Origin of the sequence: Pseudomonas sp. GD04091, assembly GCF_029836165.1 — a bacterium.
GTDB lineage: Bacteria > Pseudomonadota > Gammaproteobacteria > Pseudomonadales > Pseudomonadaceae > Aquipseudomonas.
In genome coordinates, this window is the sequence record NZ_JAOEBG010000009.1 from 18,572 (window position 1) to 38,025 (window position 19,454).

At 63.3% G+C, this 19,454-nt stretch carries 18 protein-coding genes; 9 read left to right on the plus strand and 9 right to left on the minus strand.

The genetic code is table 11. The features are described 5' to 3' along the window. Positions 1-217 precede the first annotated feature (217 nt). The 4 genes from N7422_RS13190 (at position 218) to N7422_RS13205 (ending at position 4,006) form a co-directional block, all read left to right on the plus strand. Positions 218-1,027, plus strand: coding sequence for a nuclear transport factor 2 family protein (locus N7422_RS13190; RefSeq protein ID WP_279806956.1), 810 nt, complete (start codon positions 218-220; stop codon positions 1,025-1,027). A 65-nt stretch (positions 1,028-1,092) separates the two neighbouring features. Further along, entirely contained in the window at positions 1,093-2,499 is a 1,407-nt protein-coding gene (locus N7422_RS13195; RefSeq protein WP_279806957.1) for an FAD-dependent oxidoreductase, read from the plus strand. 33 nt (positions 2,500-2,532) lie between these two features. Beyond that, on the plus strand, positions 2,533-2,874 hold the full coding sequence (locus tag N7422_RS13200) for a cupin domain-containing protein (RefSeq protein WP_279806958.1): 342 nt from the start codon (positions 2,533-2,535) through the stop codon (positions 2,872-2,874). Between the two features lie 52 nt (positions 2,875-2,926). Then, on the plus strand, positions 2,927-4,006 hold the full coding sequence (locus N7422_RS13205) for a polyamine ABC transporter substrate-binding protein (RefSeq protein WP_279806959.1): 1,080 nt from the start codon (positions 2,927-2,929) through the stop codon (positions 4,004-4,006). 187 nt (positions 4,007-4,193) lie between these two features. Here N7422_RS13205 and N7422_RS13210 read toward each other — a convergent pair whose 3' ends face one another. Then, on the minus strand, positions 4,194-5,777 hold the full coding sequence (locus N7422_RS13210; RefSeq protein WP_279806960.1) for a peptide chain release factor 3: 1,584 nt from the start codon (positions 5,775-5,777) through the stop codon (positions 4,194-4,196). A 576-nt stretch (positions 5,778-6,353) separates the two neighbouring features. Between N7422_RS13210 and N7422_RS13215 the strand changes: the two genes are divergently transcribed. Genes N7422_RS13215 through N7422_RS13230 form a run of 4 tightly spaced genes read left to right on the plus strand, consistent with a single transcriptional unit; the run spans position 6,354 to position 9,772 of the window. Then, a complete protein-coding gene (locus N7422_RS13215; protein WP_279807081.1) occupies positions 6,354-7,040 on the plus strand; it encodes an ABC transporter permease in 687 nt (228 codons plus the stop codon). Between the two features lie 13 nt (positions 7,041-7,053). After that, positions 7,054-7,968: a glycine betaine ABC transporter substrate-binding protein gene (locus tag N7422_RS13220; RefSeq protein WP_279806961.1), complete on the plus strand. Its 915-nt coding sequence runs from the start codon at positions 7,054-7,056 to the stop codon at positions 7,966-7,968. After that, positions 7,965-8,618 carry an ABC transporter permease gene (locus tag N7422_RS13225; protein ID WP_279806962.1) on the plus strand — a complete coding sequence of 218 codons (654 nt, stop codon included), beginning with the start codon at positions 7,965-7,967 and terminating at the stop codon, positions 8,616-8,618. Before N7422_RS13220 ends, N7422_RS13225 begins: the two co-directional genes overlap by 4 nt. Further along, complete coding sequence (locus tag N7422_RS13230; RefSeq protein ID WP_279806963.1) at positions 8,615-9,772, plus strand: ABC transporter ATP-binding protein; 1,158 nt, start codon at positions 8,615-8,617, stop codon at positions 9,770-9,772. Before N7422_RS13225 ends, N7422_RS13230 begins: the two co-directional genes overlap by 4 nt. Positions 9,773-9,928: 156 nt before the next feature. On the opposite strand, the gene N7422_RS13235 is transcribed toward N7422_RS13230, so the two are convergent. From N7422_RS13235 to N7422_RS13250, 4 genes are all read right to left on the minus strand, one after another. Further along, on the minus strand, positions 9,929-12,346 hold the full coding sequence (locus N7422_RS13235; RefSeq protein WP_279806964.1) for a TonB-dependent siderophore receptor: 2,418 nt from the start codon (positions 12,344-12,346) through the stop codon (positions 9,929-9,931). Positions 12,347-12,454: 108 nt separating this feature from the next. Continuing rightward, positions 12,455-13,417: a FecR family protein gene (locus N7422_RS13240; protein WP_279806965.1), complete on the minus strand. Its 963-nt coding sequence runs from the start codon at positions 13,415-13,417 to the stop codon at positions 12,455-12,457. A gap of 17 nt (positions 13,418-13,434) precedes the next feature. Beyond that, a complete protein-coding gene (locus tag N7422_RS13245; RefSeq protein WP_279806966.1) occupies positions 13,435-13,923 on the minus strand; it encodes a sigma-70 family RNA polymerase sigma factor in 489 nt (162 codons plus the stop codon). Positions 13,924-14,055: 132 nt separating this feature from the next. Next, a complete protein-coding gene (locus N7422_RS13250) occupies positions 14,056-14,586 on the minus strand; it encodes a hypothetical protein (protein WP_279806967.1) in 531 nt (176 codons plus the stop codon). Positions 14,587-15,285: 699 nt separating this feature from the next. Between N7422_RS13250 and N7422_RS13255 the strand changes: the two genes are divergently transcribed. Next, on the plus strand, positions 15,286-16,449 hold the full coding sequence (locus N7422_RS13255; RefSeq protein WP_015269027.1) for a type III PLP-dependent enzyme: 1,164 nt from the start codon (positions 15,286-15,288) through the stop codon (positions 16,447-16,449). A gap of 39 nt (positions 16,450-16,488) precedes the next feature. On the opposite strand, the gene N7422_RS13260 is transcribed toward N7422_RS13255, so the two are convergent. The 4 genes from N7422_RS13260 to N7422_RS13275 form a co-directional block, all read right to left on the minus strand. Further along, the gene (locus N7422_RS13260) at positions 16,489-17,034 is read right to left on the minus strand and encodes a hypothetical protein (RefSeq protein WP_279806968.1); all 546 of its coding nucleotides are present in this window, start codon (positions 17,032-17,034) and stop codon (positions 16,489-16,491) included. 108 nt (positions 17,035-17,142) lie between these two features. After that, positions 17,143-17,652, minus strand: coding sequence for a hypothetical protein (locus N7422_RS13265; RefSeq protein WP_279806969.1), 510 nt, complete (start codon positions 17,650-17,652; stop codon positions 17,143-17,145). Between the two features lie 350 nt (positions 17,653-18,002). Next, positions 18,003-18,764 (minus strand): tetratricopeptide repeat protein, encoded by a 762-nt coding sequence (locus tag N7422_RS13270; protein ID WP_279806970.1) that lies wholly within the window; start codon positions 18,762-18,764, stop codon positions 18,003-18,005. Between the two features lie 3 nt (positions 18,765-18,767). Continuing rightward, positions 18,768-19,448, minus strand: coding sequence for a Fe2+-dependent dioxygenase (locus N7422_RS13275; RefSeq protein WP_279806971.1), 681 nt, complete (start codon positions 19,446-19,448; stop codon positions 18,768-18,770). Positions 19,449-19,454 lie beyond the last annotated feature (6 nt).

Below are 19,454 nucleotides of genomic sequence, written 5' to 3' on the forward strand. Positions count from 1 at the left end.
CCGGAATCGGAACCCCGATCATCCACAGCAGTATCGAGCGCATGGCCTTTCTCCTTGTTCGATGTAAACAAAGTCAGTGCAGCGCCCATGCCAGATGTGTCAAAAAATTACACCTATGTGAATCAACGGGTTGACCGGCAAGCCGCTTGCCAAAACCGTGCAAAATGCCGGATCCGTGGCCTTGCGCCTGGGTTTTCTGCAATGCACTATCAAGCCCATGACCGCCACTCCCCTCCCCGACGGCCCCGGGCAGACCCCGCTCACCGCCGACACCGTCCTGCGCTACCACCTGTGCTGGAAGCATCGCGACCTTGACGGTGTGATGGCGCTCTACCACCCGGATATCCAGTACCACGACTTCTTCCAGAACCGCGTGCTCGGCTTCGCCGAACTGCGCGACTACGTGCGCGCCTGCCTGCCCCATGAGGCCGGCGAGGACATCGTCCACAACGACCGCATCCGCGTCGACGGCTGCACTGCGTTCATCCAGTACCAGGTCACGGTCCAGGGCGGCGACGGGCTGGTGGCGTTCCAGTCGAGCGAGGCGATCACGGTCAAGGACGGGCTGATCTGGCGGGTCAACGAATACGCCACCCTGGTCCGCCAGGGCGGCACCGCCAGGCACCCGGGCGGTCCGCGCCCGGCCACCAGTCGCCTGGGCCTGTCACCGCGCCAGTTGTCGACCATGGCCCAGGACCTGGAGCACTACTTCCAGGCCCAGCGTCCGTACCTGGACCCGGAACTGGACCTGCAACAGGTGGCCGACGAAAGCGGCTACAGCCGCAACCAGATCTCCTACCTGCTCAATCAGGTGCTCGGCCAGAGCTTCTACCGCTACGTCAACCAGGCGCGCCTGCAGCACCTGATGGCCAGCCTCGACAATGACAGCGCCCTGGCGCCGATCGACCAGTTGGCATTCAACGCAGGTTTCAATTCCCTGTCGGCCTTCTACAAGTGCTTTCGCGAGCACACCGGTGTGTCGCCCAAGGCCTACCTCAGGCAAATTTCCCTGCGTGCACGCACGTAAGACAGCCCTCCCCGCGCTTCACTAGGATCGCCCACAGACCTTGACCGGATGTGGAGCCCACCCCGATGCAACCCCTGCGCACGATCAGCCTGTGGATGGACCAGCTCGAAGAACCCTTGTGCGCGCGCCCGGCCCTGCGCCAGGACCTGGACATCGATGTGTGCATCATCGGCGCCGGCTACACCGGCCTGTGGACCGCCTACTACCTAAAACGCCAGGCGCCACAGCTGAACATCGCGGTGATCGAGGCCAATATCGCCGGTTTCGGCGCTTCCGGACGCAACGGCGGCTGGCTGATGGGCAACCTGCTGGGCGAGGACCGCCTGCTCGCCACCCTCTCGCCGCAACAGCGCCGGGCCAGCGTCGACCTGCTGCACGGCATCCCGGACGAAGTCCACGACGTGCTCCTGCGCGAAGGCATCGCCTGCGACTACCGCAAGGGCGGGGTGCTTTACTGCGCCGCGCGCTACCCGGAACAGGAGCGCAGCCTGCGCGCCTGGCTGGACGATCTCTACCGCCAGGGCATGAACGAGGACGACTACCGCTGGCTGCGGCCCGAACAGCTCGATGCCCAGCTGAAGGTGAGCAACCCCTACGGCGCCATCTACAGCCCGCATGTCGCCACCATCCAGCCGGCCAGACTGGTGCGTGGCCTGGCGCGGACGGTCGAGGCCATGGGCGTGCCGATCTACGAGAACACCCCGGCCATCGACTGGCAGACCGGCGAGGTGCGCACCCCGCTGGCGCGCATCCGCAGCCACTGGGTGGTGCCTGCCGTCGAAGGCTACGCCGCCAGCCTGCCCCCGCTCGACCGTCACCAGCTGCCGGTACAGAGCCTGCTGGTGGCCACCGAGCCGCTGCCGGAGTCGACCTGGGAAGCGATCGGCCTGAGCCAGGGCCAGGCCTTCAGCGAAAGCAGCCGCCAGGTCACCTATGGCCAACGCAGCGCCGACAACCGCCTGGTGTTCGGCGCCCGTGGCGGCTACCGCTTCGGTGGTCGGCTGCGTGAGGACTTCAGCCTCACCGACAATGAGGTCGAACTGCGCCGCTACCTGTTCGGCGAGCTGTTCCCGCAGCTCAGGCACGTACGCATCACCCATTCCTGGGGCGGCAACCTGGGCATGGCTCGACGCTTCCGCCCGCACATGCTCTGCGATCGCCAGCGCGGCATCGCGCTCTCGGGTGGCTACGGCGGCGAAGGCGTCGGTGCCACCAACCTGGGCGGGCGCACCCTGGCAGCGCTGATCCTCGGCCAGCACAACGAACTGACCGCCCAGCCCTGGGTCCACGACAACCGCCCCTTGTCGAGCCTGGCCAGCTGGCCACCCGAGCCGTGCCGCTGGCTGGGCTACAACGCGATCATCCAGAGCTTCGTCCACGAGGACCAGACCCTCGCCAACCCGGCCAGCGCCCCATGGCAGCGGCGCCTGGCCAGCGGCGTGGCCGACTTCATGGAAGGCTTCATGCACTGATTCGTCTTCATCACCACACAGGATCCACCGGTCATGAGCATCACCCAGTTCAAGCACACCGACAGCGCCATCCTGGACAGTTCCAACCCGGTCGCCGTGCCCCTCGGCGAGCCGGTCGCGGTCACCTCGGTCACCTGCGTCGAACGCAGCGACGGCGTCGAGACCGGCATCTGGGAATGCACCCCGGGGCGCTGGCGACGGCAGATCGTGCAACAGGAGTTCTGCCATTTCATCAAGGGCCGCTGCACCTTCACCCCCGACGGTGGCGAGCCACTTGTCATAGAAGCCGGAGACGCACTGATGCTACCGGCCAACAGCCTCGGCACCTGGGATATCCAGGAGACCGTGCGCAAGACCTACGTACTGATTTTCTGATCCGCTGATCGCCTGCCTTCGATAACAACAGACAAAGCAAGGTAACCCCGACATGCGTACCCTCCTTCTCGCTCCCCTGATGCTGGCCGCCAGCGTGGCCGGTGCCGCCGACTCGGTAAAGATCTACAACTGGTCGAGCTACATCGCGCCGGACACCCTGAAGAACTTTCAGCAGGCCACCGGCATCAACCCCACCTATGACGTCTTCGACAGCAACGAAACCCTCGACGGCAAGCTGATGACCGGCAACTCCGGCTACGACGTGGTGTTCCCTTCCAACCACTTCATGGCCCGACAGATCCAGGGCAAGGCCCTGAAGAAGCTGGACAAGGCGCAACTGCCCAACTGGAAGAACCTCAACCCGGTGCTGCTCAAGGCGCTGGAGGTGAACGATCCGGGCAACCAGTACGGTTTCCCCTACCTGTGGGGCAGCACCGGGATCGGCTACAACATCGACAAGGTCAAGGCGGTGCTCGGCGACAACGCGCCCATCGATTCGTGGGACTTGTTCTTCAAGCCCGAGTACATCGGCAAGCTCAAGAGCTGCGGCGTGGCGGTGCTCGACAACGGTCCCGAGCTGCTGCCGATCGCCCTGCACTACCTGGGCTTGCCGCATCACAGCCAGGACCCGGCCGACTACGACAAGGCCAAGGCGCTGCTGATGAAGGTGCGTCCATACATCAGCTACTTCCACTCGTCGAAGTACACCGGTGACCTGGCCAACGGCGACGTGTGCATGGTGGTGGGGTTCTCGGGCGACGTGCTGCAGGCGAAGAACCGCGCCGACGAAGCGAAGAACGGGGTGAAGGTGGGTTACTCGATCCCGAAGGAAGGCGCGCCGATGTGGTTCGACATGGTCGCCATGCCGGCCGATGCGCCGAACGAGAAGGCGGGGTACGCCTACATGAACTACCTGCTGCAGCCTGAGGTGATGGCGGGGATCAGCAACTTCGTGCAGTACGCCAACGGCAACCAGCAGGCCGATGCGCTGGTGGACCCGGCGATGAAGGGCAACACGATGATCTACCCGAGCGCGGATGTGATGGGCAAGCTGTATGCCCTGGAGGCGATGCCGGCGAAGATCGACCGGATCAGGACGCGGATCTGGACCAGCATAAAAGCAGGGAATTGATTGCGGGCATTACGCGATCCCTGTAGGAGCGGCCTTGCCGAGGCGTCGGACCGGTCGGAAAGGGCTGCGTAGCGGCCCCAGGATTCAATGTTAATCAAAGATCGCTGGGGCCGCTTTGCGGCCCTTTCCGACCGGTCCGACGCCTCGGCAAGGCCGCTCCTACAGGGTCAAGTGCAGGCCTTCAGAATCAGTGGTGCTCGCGAGTCGCGCGGAACTTGATGTCTGGCCAGCGCTCTTCCATCAGCGACAGGTTGACCCGGGTCGGGGCCAGGTAGGTCAGGTGACCGCCGCCGTCGATGGCCAGGTTCTCCATGGCCTTGTTCTGGAATTCCTCGAGCTTCTTCTTGTCGTCGCAGCTGATCCAGCGCGCCGACCATACGGTGATCGGCTCGTAGGCGCACTCGACCTTGTACTCTTCCTTCAGGCGGCTGGCGACCACGTCGAACTGCAGCACACCGACCGCGCCGAGGATGATGTCGTTGCTGCGCTCGGGGAAGAACACCTGGGTGGCGCCCTCCTCGGCCAGCTGCTGCAGGCCCTGGCGCAGCTGCTTGGATTTCAGCGGGTCCTTCAGGCGCACGCGGCGGAACAGTTCCGGGGCGAAGTGCGGAATACCGGTGAAGCCCAGCGCCTCGCCTTCGGTGAAGGTGTCACCGATCTGGATGGTGCCATGGTTGTGCAGGCCGATGATGTCGCCGGCGTAGGCCTCTTCCAGCTGCTCGCGCTCGGAGGAGAAGAAGGTCAGCGCATCGCCGATGCGCAGGTCCTTGTTCAGGCGCACATGGCGCATCTTCATGCCTTTTTCGTACTTGCCCGAGCAGATGCGCATGAAGGCGATGCGGTCGCGGTGTTTCGGGTCCATGTTCGCCTGGATCTTGAACACGAAGCCGGTGAACTTCTCTTCCACGGGCTCGACGGTCCGCTCGTGGGCCACGCGGCCCAGCGGGCGCGGCGCCCAGTCGACGACCGCGTCGAGCACGTGGTCGACACCGAAGTTGCCAAGCGCGGTACCGAAGAACACCGGGGTCAGTTGGCCGTTGATGAACTCGTCCTGGTTGAACTCGTGGCAGGCACCCTGCACCAGCTCCAGTTGCTCGACGAACGAGTCGTACTGGTCGCCCAGGTGCGCACGGGCCTCGTCGGAGTCCAGGTTCTGGATGATCTTGGCTTCGGTGCGCTCGTGGCCGTGGCCTGGGGTGTAGACGATGATGTAGTCGCCGGTGAGGTGGTACACGCCCTTGAAGTCGCGGTAGCAGCCGATCGGCCAGGTGATCGGCGCGGCCTTGATCTTCAATACCGCCTCGATTTCGTCGAGCAGCTCGATCGGGTCGCGGATATCGCGGTCGAGTTTGTTGATGAAGCTGACGATGGGCGTGTCGCGCAGGCGGCACACGTCCATCAGGGCGATGGTGCGCGGCTCTACACCTTTACCGCCGTCGAGCACCATCAGCGCCGAGTCCACCGCGGTCAGGGTGCGGTAGGTATCTTCCGAGAAGTCTTCGTGGCCGGGGGTGTCGAGCAGGTTGATCATGTGCTCGCGGTAGGGGAACTGCATCACCGAGGTGGTGATGGAGATACCGCGCTGCTTCTCCATTTCCATCCAGTCGGAGGTGGCGTGGCGGTCGGACTTGCGCGACTTCACGGTACCCGCGACGGAGATCGCCTTGCCCATCAGCAGGAGCTTCTCGGTGATGGTGGTCTTACCGGCGTCGGGGTGGGAAATGATGGCGAAAGTGCGGCGCTTCGCGACTTCGGCGGCCTGGTTGGTCATGGGAAATCGCCTGACTGGGGGATTAAAAAAGGGGCCGTATCATACCCGAAGTTGGGCCTGGACCAAAATCTGCTGAACCAGTGGCATCTGTTCCGGCCCTTTCGCGGGCAAGCCCGCTCCCACCAGGTAACGCACCACATCCGAAACCTGTGCAGTACCTGTGGGAGCGGGCTTGCCCGCGAAAGGGCCAGAACAAGCACAACCAATCCAGCGCAGAATCGCTTTCACAACAAATGGCCACAGGGCAGTTATTTCAACGCCTGCAGCACTTAAACCCGCCGTTTTTTCTCGTCAAATTCATGAACGACCAGTGATTAGCACTGGCCAAATGCCGCCTCAGATGGGAACCTTTACGCCCACGGAGACGTCCACTCCCCTGCAACCCGCTTCGGTTCAGGGCTGGTTTCACCCGCTTCACGAACCTGACGGGGTTCGGCTCATGGCCTGATGCCTCGCATCGGGCTGCTACTCGCGACCACACTGCCCGCCGCCAGGAATGGCCGGCCACACGGGAGTGCGAGCGCCGACTACAAAAAAAGGAGTCCGCCTGTGGCTGCACGCTACGGAAAAGGGCTGATGGGATGGGCCGCCGTGCTCGTCATCCTGGCCCTGCTGGTCCACTGGATCGGCATCGACACGATCGCGCGTTATCGCGACGATCTTGGGTTCTACCTGCAAGCGCACCTGGTCCTGGTGCTGGCTTCGATGGCGGCGGCGCTGGCCGTGGGCATCCCCGCCGGCATTGCCTTGAGTCGACCGCACAGGGTCGACAAAGCCGAGCGCTTCATGCAGTTCTTCAACGTTGGCAACACCATTCCCCCCCTGGCCGTTCTGGCCATCGCCCTGAGTATCCTGGGCATCGGCGCCGGTCCCGCGATCTTCGCGCTGTTCCTCGCCTCCCTCCTGCCCATCGTGCGCAACACCTACGAGGGCCTGAAAAACGTCCCCGCCTCGCTCAAGGAAGCCGCCACCGGCATCGGCATGACCCCGCGCCAGCAACTCTGGCAAGTGGAACTGCCCAATGCCGTGCCGATCATCGTCGGCGGTGTGCGCGTGGCCCTGGCGCTGAACGTGGGCACCGCGCCGCTGGCGTTCCTGATCGGCGCCAACAGCCTGGGCAGCCTGATCTTCCCTGGGATCGCCCTGAACAACCAGCCGCAGCTGCTGCTGGGCGCCGCGTGCACGGCGCTGCTGGCCCTGGCGCTCGACGCGCTGGTGAGTTTCTCCAGCAAGCGCTGGCTGGAACGTGGCCTGGCCCAATAAGAAGAGGGAAACCATGAAGAAGAGAATCGCCTTGTTCCTGGGCGTGGCCCTGCTGTTCGCAGGATTTGCCCAGGCGGCGGAGAAACCGCTGATCCGCATCGGCGCCCGGGTGTTCACCGAACAGACCGTGCTCGCCGAAATCACCGCCCAGCACCTGCGCGCCAATGGCTTCGACGTACGTGTGACCACCGGCCTGGGCAGCAATATCGCCCGTCAGGCGCAAGAGACCGGCCAGCTCGACCTGATGTGGGAATACACCGGCGTCTCGCTGGTGTCCTACAACCATATCGACGAGCGCATGCCCGACGCCGCAGCCACCTACGCCCGGGTCAAAGCTCTCGACGCGAAAAAAGGCCTGGTCTGGCTGAGCCCGTCGAAGTTCAGCAACACCTATGCCCTGGGCCTGCCCAAGCAGGTCGCCGAGGCCTACCCACAGGTCAACACCATCAGCGATCTCAACCAGGTGCTGCGCGCCGAACCTACCCGCAATCACCTGGTGGCCCTGGACACCGAGTTCGCCAACCGCCCCGACGGCCTGGTGGGCCTGCGCGAGATGTACGACCTGCCACTGGACCGGCGCAACATCCGCCAGATGGATGGCGGCCTGGTCTACACCGCCATGCGCAACAACCAGGTGTTCGCCGGCCTGGTCTACACCACCGATGGCCGCCTGAGCGCCTTCGACCTCAAGCTGCTGGAAGACGACAAGCACTACTTCCCCGACTACACCGCCGCCCCCGTGCTGCGCAAGGCGGTGCTCGACGCCAACCCGCAACTGGCCGCCCTGCTCAAGCCGCTGGCCGAGCAGCTCGACGACGAGACCATGCGCCAGCTCAACGCCAAGGTCGACGTCGAGCACCAGAGCCCGACCGTGGTCGCCGCGGCCTTCCTGCGTGACCATCCACTGCACAGCGAGGTACAGCCATGAGCCTGCTCGACACCTTCGCCCACCTGGACTGGGCCCAGGTCCTGCAGCTGACCTGGCAGCACATCACCCTGGTCGGCATCGCCGTGGGCCTGGCGATCATCGTCGGCGTGCCGCTGGGGATCCTGATGACCCGCTTCCCGGTATTCGCCGGCCCCCTGCAAGCGAGCGCCACCGTACTGCTGACCATCCCCTCGATCGCCCTGTTCGGCCTGCTGCTGCCGTTCTACTCGAAATTCGGCCAGGGCCTCGGCCCGCTGCCGGCGATCACCGCCGTGTTCCTCTATTCATTGCTGCCGATCCTGCGCAACACCTACCTGGCACTGACCAACGTCGAGCCCGGCATCCGTGAAGCCGCGCGCGGCATCGGCATGACCTTCGGCCAGCGCCTGCGCATGGTCGAACTGCCCATCGCCGTGCCGGTGATCCTCGCCGGCGTGCGCACCGCCGTGGTGATGAACATCGGCGTGATGACCATCGCCGCCACCATCGGCGCCGGCGGCCTGGGCGTGCTCATCCTCACCTCCATCAGCCGCAGCGACATGTCGATGCTGCTGGTCGGCGCCATGCTGGTCAGCCTGCTGGCGATCATCGCCGACCTGCTGCTGCAAACCCTGCAACGTGCCCTGACTCCAGAAGGACTGCGCTCATGATCGAACTCAAGAACCTCAGCAAGACCTTCAACGTCAACGGCAAGGACGTCAAAGCCGTCGACTCGGTCAGCCTCACCGTCAACGAAGGCGAAATCTGCGTGTTCCTCGGCCCCTCGGGCTGCGGCAAGAGCACCACGCTGAAGATGATCAACCGCCTGATCACCCCGACCTCCGGCCAGGTGTTCATCAACGGCGAAGACACCACGGGCCTCGACGAGGTCACCCTGCGCCGCCACATCGGCTACGTGATCCAGCAGATCGGCCTGTTCCCCAACATGACCATCGAAGAGAACATCACCGTGGTCCCGCGCCTGCTTGGCTGGAACAAGCAGCGTTGCCACGACCGGGCCCGCGAGCTGATGAGCATGATCAAGCTCGAACCCAAGCAGTACCTGCAGCGCTACCCGCGCGAACTGTCGGGCGGCCAGCAGCAGCGTATCGGCGTGATCCGCGCCCTGGCCGCCGAGGCGCCGGTGCTGCTGATGGACGAGCCGTTCGGCGCGGTCGACCCGATCAACCGCGAGATGATCCAGAACGAGTTCTTCGAGATGCAGCGCGCGCTGAACAAGACCGTGATCATGGTCAGCCACGACATCGACGAAGCGATCAAGCTGGGCGACAAGATCGCCATCTTCCGCGCCGGCAAGCTGCTGCAGCTCGATCACCCGGACACCCTGCTGGCCCATCCGGTGGATGACTTCGTCAGCAACTTCGTCGGCCAGGACAGCACGCTCAAGCGCCTGCTGCTGGTACGCGCCGAGGATGCGGCGGACAACGCACCGTCGGTGAGCCCGGAAACGGCGGTGAGCGACGCGCTGGAACTGCTGGACGAGCATGACCGCCGCTACGTGGTGGTCACCGATGGGCAGAACAAGGCGCTGGGCTATGTGCGTCGGCGCGACATGCACCGCCAGCAGGGGACGTGCGGGGATTTCCTGCGGCCGTTCAATGCCACCGCGGCGCATGACGAGCACCTGCGCATCCTGCTGTCGCGGATGTACGAGTTCAACCGGGCGTGGTTGCCGGTGCTGGATGCCGAGCAGGTGTTCCTGGGTGAGGTGACGCAGGAATCGATCGCGGCGTACCTGAGTTCCGGGCGCTCGCGGGGGGCGAAGACCAGTATCGTGTCGCCTGCCGAGGCAGTGGCCTCCTGATAGAACGCCGGGGCCGCTGTGCGGCCCATCGCGACACAAGGCCGCTCCCACAGGTACTGCGCCGGCCTGGAGGCTGATGCTGTACCTGTGGGAGCGGCCTTGCCGAGGCGTCGGACCGGTCGGAAAGGGGCGCAAAGCGCCCCCGGCAATCTCGAATCAGAACCCTACGCTGGCCTGTAGATAGAAGGTACGCGGCTCACCCACATAGATCCCGGCATTGTTGTCGCTGGAACGGGTGAAGTACTGCTTGTCGAAGAGGTTCTTCACCCCCGCCGCCAGCTTCAGGTTCGACAACTGCGGCCCGAACGCATAGCCACCACGGGCATGCCAGGTCACGTAGCCCGGAATGTCGCCATATTGCCCGTCGGCGCTCGGCTCGGTGATGTAGTTGCCGTTGAAGCTGCCGTTGGCGTTCATCCCGGTACCCGGCGCGCGCTGCTTGGACTGAGCGTAGGCATCCAGATTCCAGGTCCAGTGGTTGATCTCGTAGCGCAACCCGGCGGTGGCCACCTGACGTGAGTAGAACGGCAGGTCGCGGCCCTTGAAGCCGGGGATCTCGCCTTCATAGGTGGCGCGGGTGTAGGTGTAGCCGGCATTCACCGACAGCCCCTGCAGGCGCGGATCGAGGCCGGACAGGTCATAGCGCGCCGAAGCCTCGATGCCCTGGTGCTTGGTCGCGCCGAGGTTGGTCCAGCCGACATCGTTGCTGATGTACTGCAGCTCGTCGTCGAAGTCGATGTAGAAGGCGGTCAGCTCGCCGGCCCAGTTGCCGTTGTCATAACGCGTGCCGATCTCGTAGGTCTTGGCCTTCTCCGGCTCCAGGCCGTTGGCGGTGCTGTCGCCGACGCCGCCCTGGCCGAGCTGGAAGTACTGCAGGCTGCCGAACGAGGTCTCGTAGTTGGCGAACAGTTTCCACGCATCGGACATGTGATACATCACGCTCAACGCCGGCAGCGGCTCGTTGCTGGTGATGCTGCGGTTCTTCTCCGGCACCGGACGGTAGTTGGCGTCCATCACCGGGCGGTCGCGCCAGTCGGTGTTGATGTGCTCGAAGCGAATGCCCGGGGTGATGGTCCAGTTGCCTACGTCGATCTTGTCGTCGATGTAGTAGGCGCTGGCCTCGGTACCACCGCTGCGGTCCTGGAACACGTGGCCGTCGGAAGTCGGGGTCACGGTCGGCACATTGTCGATCAGGGCCAGGCGCGTGGACTGCTCGCGCATGGCTTCCTTCAGGTAGCGGTAGCCGACGCTGACTTCCTGGGTGGTCGGGCCGACGAAGAAGATCCGCGACAGCCGCGGCTCGATGGCGAAGGTGTGGTAGTTGCGCGGATACGACGACAAGGTCTTCATGTCGCGGGCGGCGATGGCGCTGCCGCGGAAGCTGTCGGTGTAGTAGGTCAGCACCTCGAACTGGGTGGCGTCGTCGATCTGCCGCTGCCACTTGAACGAGACGTCCTTGCGCCGGCCACTGAAGTAGTCGTAGTCGCGCACCGACTGGAAGGGGTCGTGGTCGTACTGCGCCTGGGTCAGGCCACCGGGCATGTCGGCGCGACCGTCGTAGTAGTGGAAGTTGAGCCAGAATTCGTCGACATCGGTGGGCGCCCAGTGGGTCTTGAGCATCACATCGTCGATGTCGTTGTCGTTGTTGCTGCTGCGGTAGCCATCGCCGTTCACGCCGGTATACAGCAACGCGACGCCCATGCCGTTGTCGGCGGTGCCGCCGACGAAGGCCGACTCGGAATGCTTCCAGCCGCCATGGCGCGAGGTCTCCAAGGTGGTGGACAACTCGCCGGTGGCTTTCTCGGGGATGGCCCGGGTGACGAAGTTGATCACCCCGCCGACGTTCTGCGGGCCATAGCGCACGGAACCAGCACCGCGTACCACGTCGATGCTGTCGAGGTTGCCCGAAGAGATCGGCGCCATCGACAGCTGCGGCTGACCATAGGGCGCGAATGCCGCCGGAATGCCGTCGATCAGCACGGTCGAGCGCGGCGACAGGCGCGACGTCAGGCCACGCACGCCGACGTTCAGCGACAGGTCGCTGCCACCGGTGCCATTGGAGTCCTGCACCTGCACGCCAGGGATGCCACGCAGCACGTCGCGCACGTTCATCGCGCCCTGCTCCACCATCGCCTCGCGGCGCACCACGGTGCGCGCGCCCGGGTGATTCTGCACCACGCTCTGCTCGGCATCGCCCAGCCAGTCACCGACCACCTTCACGTCGGTGGGCGCCAGCTCCAGGCTGCCGGTGGTGAGCGTACCGGCGGCCTGGACCGGCTTGACCACCACCGTGTCCGCCGACTGCTCGAAGGTCAGCCCACTGCCTTGCAGCAACTGCTGCAGGGCCTGCTCCGGCGCCAGGTTGCCGGACACCGCCGGGGCCTGCTTGCCGGCTACCAGCTCGGGGCTGAAGAACAGCTGCAGGTTGGTCTGCTGGCCAAGGTGCTTGAGGGCGCCCGCCAACGGCTGGGCCTGGATCTGAATGCCATCGGCGTAACTGTTGCCTGCGGCGGCAGTGACCGCCAGGGCCAGCGCCAGACGGCGCAGCTGGAGAAGGGGCTTATTGTTGTTCACGTCTTCGAAGGGTCCTGAGAGTCGGGATAAACGCCAACCGCATGCAAATGGAAATGCTTGGCAGTTGCAGCTGGCGGGGAAGACGAACGGGCGGAAAAAAACCTGAATCTATTTCGCGACAATTTCGCTGGAGCCGTCCGCACGCTGCTTCACCGCTACCGGCAAGATGCTCGGCAAGGCTCGCAGCAGAGCGTCGGGGTCGTCCGTGCTGAAGGTGCTGGACAGACGCAGGCCGGCCACTTTACCCGGCGCCACGTGCAACGGTCGGGCACGATAGCGCGAAACCTCGGCCACCACCTCGCTGAGCGGGGCGTCGTCGAACACCAGCTTGCCCCGGCGCCAGGCGGTCACGGCGTTGGCATCGATGGCATAGGGCGCGGCGACCTTGCCCTGGGCGTCGATATGCGAACCCTGGCCCGCGCCAAGTTGCGCCAGCGACTCGGCCGCCCCTTGCACCCGCACCGAGCCCTGCTCCACCGAAACACGGGTGCTGTTCGGGTCCTGGCGCACATCGAAGCGGGTGCCGGTCACCGTGACCTCGCCTTGGGCAGTGCTCACCACGAATGGCCGGCCGCTGTCATGGGCGACGATGAACATCGCCTCGCCCTGGCTCAGGCGCACATGGCGCTGTCCTGGGGAGAACATCAACTGAACCTGGGTGGAACTGTTGAGCTCGAGCCGCGAACCGTCCGGCAACTCGACCTGGCGTCGCTCACCCAGAACGGTGCTCAGCGTGTCCTGATAATTGAGCTGCCGATACTGCCAACCCGTCCAGCCAAGGCCCAGTGCGACGACGGTCACGCCAGCCGCCAGCGCCTGGCGCAGCAGACGACGACGGGGCAGCTGACGCACCGGTTCCGGTTGGCACAGGGCCTCGAGCCGTTGTCGAGGGACGAAATCCACGGCGCGCCACAGCTGCTCCAGCCGCGCGTACTCTTCACCGTGCCGTGGATGCTGCGCCAGCCACTGCTGCAGTGAAGCGCGCAAGGCAGTGTCCTGTGGCGCGTCCTGGAGCCGGGCGAACCACATGGCCGCCTGCTCGCCGACGGGATCGGGCACGTGCTGTTTCATCGAGGGGGTCTCCTGACTCATCTGGCCGACACATCCAAGTGCTCACGCAGATGTCGGAGCGTGCGGATCATATACTTTTCGACCATGTTCTTGGTCAAACCCATGCGCTCGGCGATCTCGGCCTGGGTCAGACCCTCGAGCTTCTGCCAGATGAACACCCGGCGGCAGTTGAGCGGCAATTCGGCCAGCGCCCGCTCGACGCTGTCAGCCAGCTCCAGGGCATGCACATAGGCTTCGGGATCATCGCCGCCCGCCGTGCTTTCATCGAACACGTCCAGCTCGATGGCCTGGCGACGGTCTTCGCGGCGATAGCCATCGACGGCGATGTTGCGAGCCGTCTGGTGCAGATAGGCACGCGGCTGCTCGACCTGTTCGCGCGGGTTCTCCAGCACCCGGACGAAGGCATCGTGGGTGAGGTCCTCGGCCTGCTGACGACTGCGCAGCTTGCGCGTCCAGGTGCCGATCAGCTCATGGTAGTGGTCGAGGAAGCCTTTGTGTCCGGACACGGTAGGTTCGTCAGGGAGGCAGGATGAGGTCGCGAATAGTAATGTTTCTCATCAACGACAGCAATGACCGTCGAGAAGGACAAGGCTCCCTTCCTTCAACGGCCGGCACGCAGGTCCAACCCGGCGCCTCGCTCAGCGCCTGCGAAACTGGTCATAAGCATCGAACACTTGGCAGTCGACCTGCAGCACCTCCATGCGCAGGTGCAACAGGTTCGGCCTGTTCACGCCCACATAGTGATCGTCCCAGGGGGAGCGGTTGGCCACCCCCACCATGGCCCGGCTCGGCGCGGCCAGCGTGACGTTTCCGTAGGTACGCAGCTCAGGCCGTTGCAACTTGGCATCGTCGACTCGCACCCGCCACAGGATCGGCTTCTTGCTCTTCAGGTAGAAACCGATGGCGTTGCCGATATTCAGGTCCCAGATCGCGTAATGCGATCCACCTGGCCCGGACTCGACAGTGCGGATCTGATACCCGGCGTCGCTTCCTTGGAAATAGCCGAACCAGAAACGCTGCTGCGTTTCGACACTGCCGGGCGGCGCGATGGTCAGCCAGTTGTTGCGGCGTTCCAGTGGAACCCCTTCGACCGAATCGAGTGGTCCTTCATAACCTGGGGTGACGGACGTCAGCGTGGCAAGGAAGGAACGTTCCTGTACATAACGCATGGTGATTGCTCTCGTGGATAGGGTGATCCGCCCACTGTGCGCGCTTCGCTGCTGCGCTTTCAGCGTGAGTCCTTTCCACCGTCGCGCCAGTTTCGCGCCTGGATCCGATAGCCTGACCCTCTCCCGATGACGACAAGGCCGGAAAATGCATCGCGCCAAACGAAAAATTATCGTTATTTCATCTGGAAAATCTGCGCTTTCGATGTGGCCATAAATATGAACACTCACGACGCTTGCTGGTGCAGGCGGCTATAACCGACCAGCGGTCACTTCCACGTAGATCAAGCCTTTCGCGGTGAAACTCAAGCCATCATGCAAAGAACGGAGCTCTCAGCCGATCACCACCAGATCGCCACCTATTCCACAATTTTTTACGCTTGCGGGCTGCCAGGGAACATCCACCGGTCACATCAGTCGGTTATTACGGTGACAGGGCGGCAAACCCCGCGTAACGCCCCGGGATTGCCTGTTGATATTGCCGGTTTCACGCCCTAAAGTGCGCGCCGAACGTCCATGCTGGAAACGATCCATCCGGCTCAAGTACTGACGACGAGACAGCAAGGTCACCCGCTCCACGTCCGGTTGACCTTTTTGCTTTCGGCGACATGCCTTGGGAAGTAGGCGAACCAAAGTGGGGATACGGAGGACGTTCAGTTTGCAGCCACTTACCTTTTCAGTTTGCCCATGGAGCCCTTGAGCATGTCGATCCAGGTCGAAGACTATTTCGCACGCGACACCTTCCAGAAGATGAAGGCGTTCGCCGACAAGCAGGAAACCCCGTTCGTACTCATCGATACCCAGATGATCAGCCAGGCCTACGATGACCTGCGCGCCGGTTTCGAGTTCGCCAAGGTCTACTACGCGGTCAAGGCCAACCCGGCGGTCGAGATCATCGACCTGCTGAAAGAGAAGGGCTCGAGCTTCGACATCGCCTCGATCTACGAGTTGGACAAGGTGCTGGGCCGTGGCGTCAGCGCCGACCGCATCAGCTACGGCAACACCATCAAGAAGTCCAAGGACATCCGCTACTTCTACGAGAAGGGCGTGCGCCTGTACGCCACCGACTCCGAAGCCGACCTGCGCAACATCGCCAAGGCCGCGCCGGGCTCGAAGGTCTACGTGCGCATCCTCACCGAAGGCTCCACCACCGCCGACTGGCCGCTGTCGCGCAAATTCGGCTGCCAGACCGACATGGCCATGGACCTGCTGATCCTCGCCCGCGACCTGGGCCTGGTGCCTTATGGCATCTCCTTCCACGTCGGTTCCCAGCAGCGCGACATCAGCGTGTGGGACGCGGCCATCGCCAAGGTCAAGGTGATCTTCGAGCGCCTGAAGGAAGAAGACGGCATCGAGCTGAAACTGATCAACATGGGCGGCGGCTTCCCGGCCAACTACATCACCCGCACCAACAGCCTGGAAACCTACGCCGAAGAGATCATTCGCTTCCTCAAGGAAGACTTCGGCGACGACCTGCCGGAAATCATCCTCGAGCCGGGCCGTTCGCTGATCGCCAACGCCGGCATCCTGGTCAGCGAAGTGGTGCTGGTGGCGCGCAAGTCGCGCACCGCGGTCGAGCGCTGGATCTATACCGACGTGGGCAAGTTCTCCGGCCTGATCGAAACCATGGACGAGTCGATCAAGTTCCCGATCTGGACCGAGAAGAAAGGCGAGACCGAGGAAGTGGTGATCGCCGGCCCGACCTGCGACAGCGCCGACATCATGTACGAGCACTACAAGTACGGCCTGCCGCTGAACCTGGCCATCGGCGACCGTCTGTACTGGCTGTCCACCGGCGCCTACACCACCAGCTACAGCGCGGTGGAGTTCAACGGGTTCCCACCGTTGAAGGCCTACTACCTGTAACGAAGAAAGGGGCGCAAGCCCCTTTCTTTTTTCCGTGCATCAGGCTTCGACCGAGTACTGCGTGAGCAACTCCAAGGTGAATGTGCTCGCCTTGGCAAAGTCAGGTTCCAGCAAGCGCAGGATGCCGCTTTCACGCTCGGCGATAGTGATCGGCACCTGCCGTGGCGGGCTCATGGAGAACCACTCCCAGTCACGGCTCTTCTTGCGCCGACCGCTGACGGCGACCCAACGCGAATCCAGCGACTGCAGCTTGACGTAATACTGATTGGGGAAGTCCGCCCCCAGATTGCCGTAACTGTGAATGCGCAGCGCAGGACCCGGCACGGGTCTCGGCTCGGCAGCCTCGGTCAGGCCATCGTGCTTGCCAACGACCAGTTGACGACCCGCCGCAGAGCGGAACTCGAAGGCGATGCCGCCGCCAATCAGCGGATGTGCGAGCATGCCGATCTGAAACCGTTCGGGCTCGACATGCCTGCGAATCACCTCGAGGTAGCCACGCTGGTTGAAGCACACAGGCCATACCCTACCCTCCAGTTCACAGGACAGGCGTCCCTGCAGCCGTTTTTTATAAATCGCCTCATTCATGCACATGCTCCTGGATTACGGCAACCAATGATTACGCACCACCTTATCGAGGGCGCTGCTGCCGTATAACCAGGACACTTTTCCCCAAGCCGTGAACAAATGACTGTGTTACTTCAAGATAAACCGGGTAGGTTTTCCGTCCGTGACCTGACGCAAATATTCCAGTGCCCCGCTTTTTTCAATCTGCACAAAACCATCACGCACTTCGCTCTTCAGATGAAATATGCTCTGACGCACACCGAAGCCTTCATACACCTCACCGGTATGAACAAGCTTCCATATATTTTCATGCGAATCTTCTGCACCCACGAACATATCGCTGAACAGCTTGACCCAGCCATTCACGTTTATCGAGAGCAAATCATCCTTGTAGCCCATGTAATCTGTGTTGCACACCACATGAGCGGTCAAGTACTCCCTGTAATTATCAATAATATGGACCCTCAACTGCATCTTCGTGGTGAAATAGTTATATTCGCTCTCAGGCAAAACCAACCAACCTGTCAGGTCTGGTAGCAGGCTCAGGGTGCCAGTAATCACCATCACTGGAACAGGTCTGTCAGACTTGTCCAGGGCATAGAGATCGGCGGTGAATATCTGCGATTTGTTTGTTTCCATGGCGGATACTCCTACACATCAAATTGATAACGCCGCCTTGCAAAGCCACATCCACGTGACTCTGACTTCAGACGCGGCGACATTTGAAGTATGAACAGCCTTGTACCACTGGAAAATCCCGAATAATTTCCCTCTATCAACAGTCACTTTTCCCACAACAGGAAGGCGCAACTTCCAATACAAGGATTCGATACGGAACGTTGCCTCCGAGCGCTTTTGACAGGCACGGCACATAGCCGCATCCCGCGATGCCGATGCAGCGCTACAAGAGGTGAAGGCGTTTGAGCACGCGCATGCTGTTGTTCATGTACGCGCAGGGAACACTCGGGTTTTCATACCTTGCCAGCCGCTCAAGCAGACAATGCGTTCCCCCGTAGGGCAATTTCCTTCATGAAGCTGGCTGCCTGGTCCGACAACAACGGCCCGGCAGCCAACAGCGCGGCCACGCTGCTACGTAAGAACGCCAGGTTGCCCTCTACCCGCGCCCTATCCAGCCAAAGGCAGGCCTCCGCCAGCGAGCCACGCTCCACCAGCACCATCGCCAGGCTGAACATCCCCCGAAAATCCCCCGCTTGCGCCGAACGGCGATACCAGCGCACGGCCCGCACTGGACTGGCAGCGGTGGCGATCCCTTGCTCCAGGTAACGCCCATACAGGTTCATCGACTTCGCATGCCCCAACTGCGCGGCCTTCTCATAGCACGCCAAGGCCTGCGCCTGGCTGGCTGGCACCCCGCGCCCGGTGGCCAGCAGATTGCCCAGGTTGTACATGCCCCAGTCGAGACCCGCGTCAGCTGCCCGCGCGTAGTGAATGGCCGCCTCTGTCGGGTTCGCGTCGCCACCCCAGCCATGCTCCAGACAACGGCCGAGCATGTTGTGGGCCATGGCGCTGCCCTGCTGCGCGGCGATCGAGAACCAGCGGCGGGCGACAGTGGCATCTTCTTCGATACCGCGGCCATCCAACAGGATCTGCCCCAACAACAGCTGCGCTTCGACCACACCCTGCCCCGCGGCCGCCAGGATCGCCTGGGCGGCCTGGCCCGGACTGTGCTCGAGCATCGCCCGCAGCCCGGCCACATCCACCGCTTGCTCACGACGCAACTGATAGGACATGGCTCAGACCTCGGCCCAGCGGCGCAGCAGGTTGTGGTAGGTGCCGGTCAGCTGCAGCAGCGAGGGATGCTCCGGCACATCGGCGGTGAGCTGGCGGATGGCATTATCCATCTCGAACAGCAAGGTGCGCTGGCTGTCCTCGCGCACCAGGCTCTGAGTCCAGAAGAACGCCGCGTAGCGCGCGCCACGCGTGACCGGATTGACCTTGTGCAGGCTGCTCCCCGGGTACAGCACCATGTCACCGGCCGCCAGCTTGACCTGCTGCACGCCGTAAGTGTCCTGGATCACCAGCTCCCCGCCGTCGTAGCTGTCCGGGTCGCTGAGAAACAGGGTCGAGGACAGGTCGGTGCGTATGCGCTCAGGGCTGCCCTTGGGCTGGCGCAAGGCATTGTCGATGTGGAAATCGAAATTGCCCCCTTCGCGGTAGCAGTTGACCAGTGGTGGAAACACCTTGTGTGGCAGGGCCGCCGACATGAACAGCGGGTTGCGCCACAGCCGCTCGATCAACGCGTCGCCGATCTCCTTGGCCAGCGCGTGGCCCTCGGGTAGCTGCAGGTTGTGCTTGGCCTTGGCCGACTGATACCCGGCCGTGATCTTGCCGTCGGCCCAGTCGGCCTGCTCCAGGGCCTGGCGGATGCGCGAGATTTCATCGGCGTCGAACAGACCGGGGATATGAAGCAGCATGGCGGC

Excerpts from the sequence above, each read along its gene's own strand:
- N7422_RS13210 (WP_279806960.1), bottom strand. The coding sequence starts at position 5,777 with ATGACCAACCAGGCCGCCGAAGTCGCGAAGCGCCGCACTTTCGCCATC.
- N7422_RS13250 (WP_279806967.1), bottom strand. The coding sequence starts at position 14,586 with ATGCGTTATGTACAGGAACGTTCCTTCCTTGCCACGCTGACGTCCGTC.
- N7422_RS13255 (WP_015269027.1), top strand. The coding sequence starts at position 15,286 with ATGTCGATCCAGGTCGAAGACTATTTCGCACGCGACACCTTCCAGAAG.
- N7422_RS13265 (WP_279806969.1), bottom strand. The coding sequence starts at position 17,652 with ATGGAAACAAACAAATCGCAGATATTCACCGCCGATCTCTATGCCCTG.
- N7422_RS13230 (WP_279806963.1), top strand. The coding sequence starts at position 8,615 with ATGATCGAACTCAAGAACCTCAGCAAGACCTTCAACGTCAACGGCAAG.
- N7422_RS13260 (WP_279806968.1), bottom strand. The coding sequence starts at position 17,034 with ATGAATGAGGCGATTTATAAAAAACGGCTGCAGGGACGCCTGTCCTGT.
- N7422_RS13225 (WP_279806962.1), top strand. The coding sequence starts at position 7,965 with ATGAGCCTGCTCGACACCTTCGCCCACCTGGACTGGGCCCAGGTCCTG.
- N7422_RS13240 (WP_279806965.1), bottom strand. The coding sequence starts at position 13,417 with ATGAAACAGCACGTGCCCGATCCCGTCGGCGAGCAGGCGGCCATGTGG.
- N7422_RS13200 (WP_279806958.1), top strand. The coding sequence starts at position 2,533 with ATGAGCATCACCCAGTTCAAGCACACCGACAGCGCCATCCTGGACAGT.
- N7422_RS13215 (WP_279807081.1), top strand. The coding sequence starts at position 6,354 with ATGGGATGGGCCGCCGTGCTCGTCATCCTGGCCCTGCTGGTCCACTGG.
- N7422_RS13275 (WP_279806971.1), bottom strand. The coding sequence starts at position 19,448 with ATGCTGCTTCATATCCCCGGTCTGTTCGACGCCGATGAAATCTCGCGC.
- N7422_RS13195 (WP_279806957.1), top strand. The coding sequence starts at position 1,093 with ATGCAACCCCTGCGCACGATCAGCCTGTGGATGGACCAGCTCGAAGAA.
- N7422_RS13270 (WP_279806970.1), bottom strand. The coding sequence starts at position 18,764 with ATGTCCTATCAGTTGCGTCGTGAGCAAGCGGTGGATGTGGCCGGGCTG.
- N7422_RS13220 (WP_279806961.1), top strand. The coding sequence starts at position 7,054 with ATGAAGAAGAGAATCGCCTTGTTCCTGGGCGTGGCCCTGCTGTTCGCA.
- N7422_RS13190 (WP_279806956.1), top strand. The coding sequence starts at position 218 with ATGACCGCCACTCCCCTCCCCGACGGCCCCGGGCAGACCCCGCTCACC.
- N7422_RS13205 (WP_279806959.1), top strand. The coding sequence starts at position 2,927 with ATGCGTACCCTCCTTCTCGCTCCCCTGATGCTGGCCGCCAGCGTGGCC.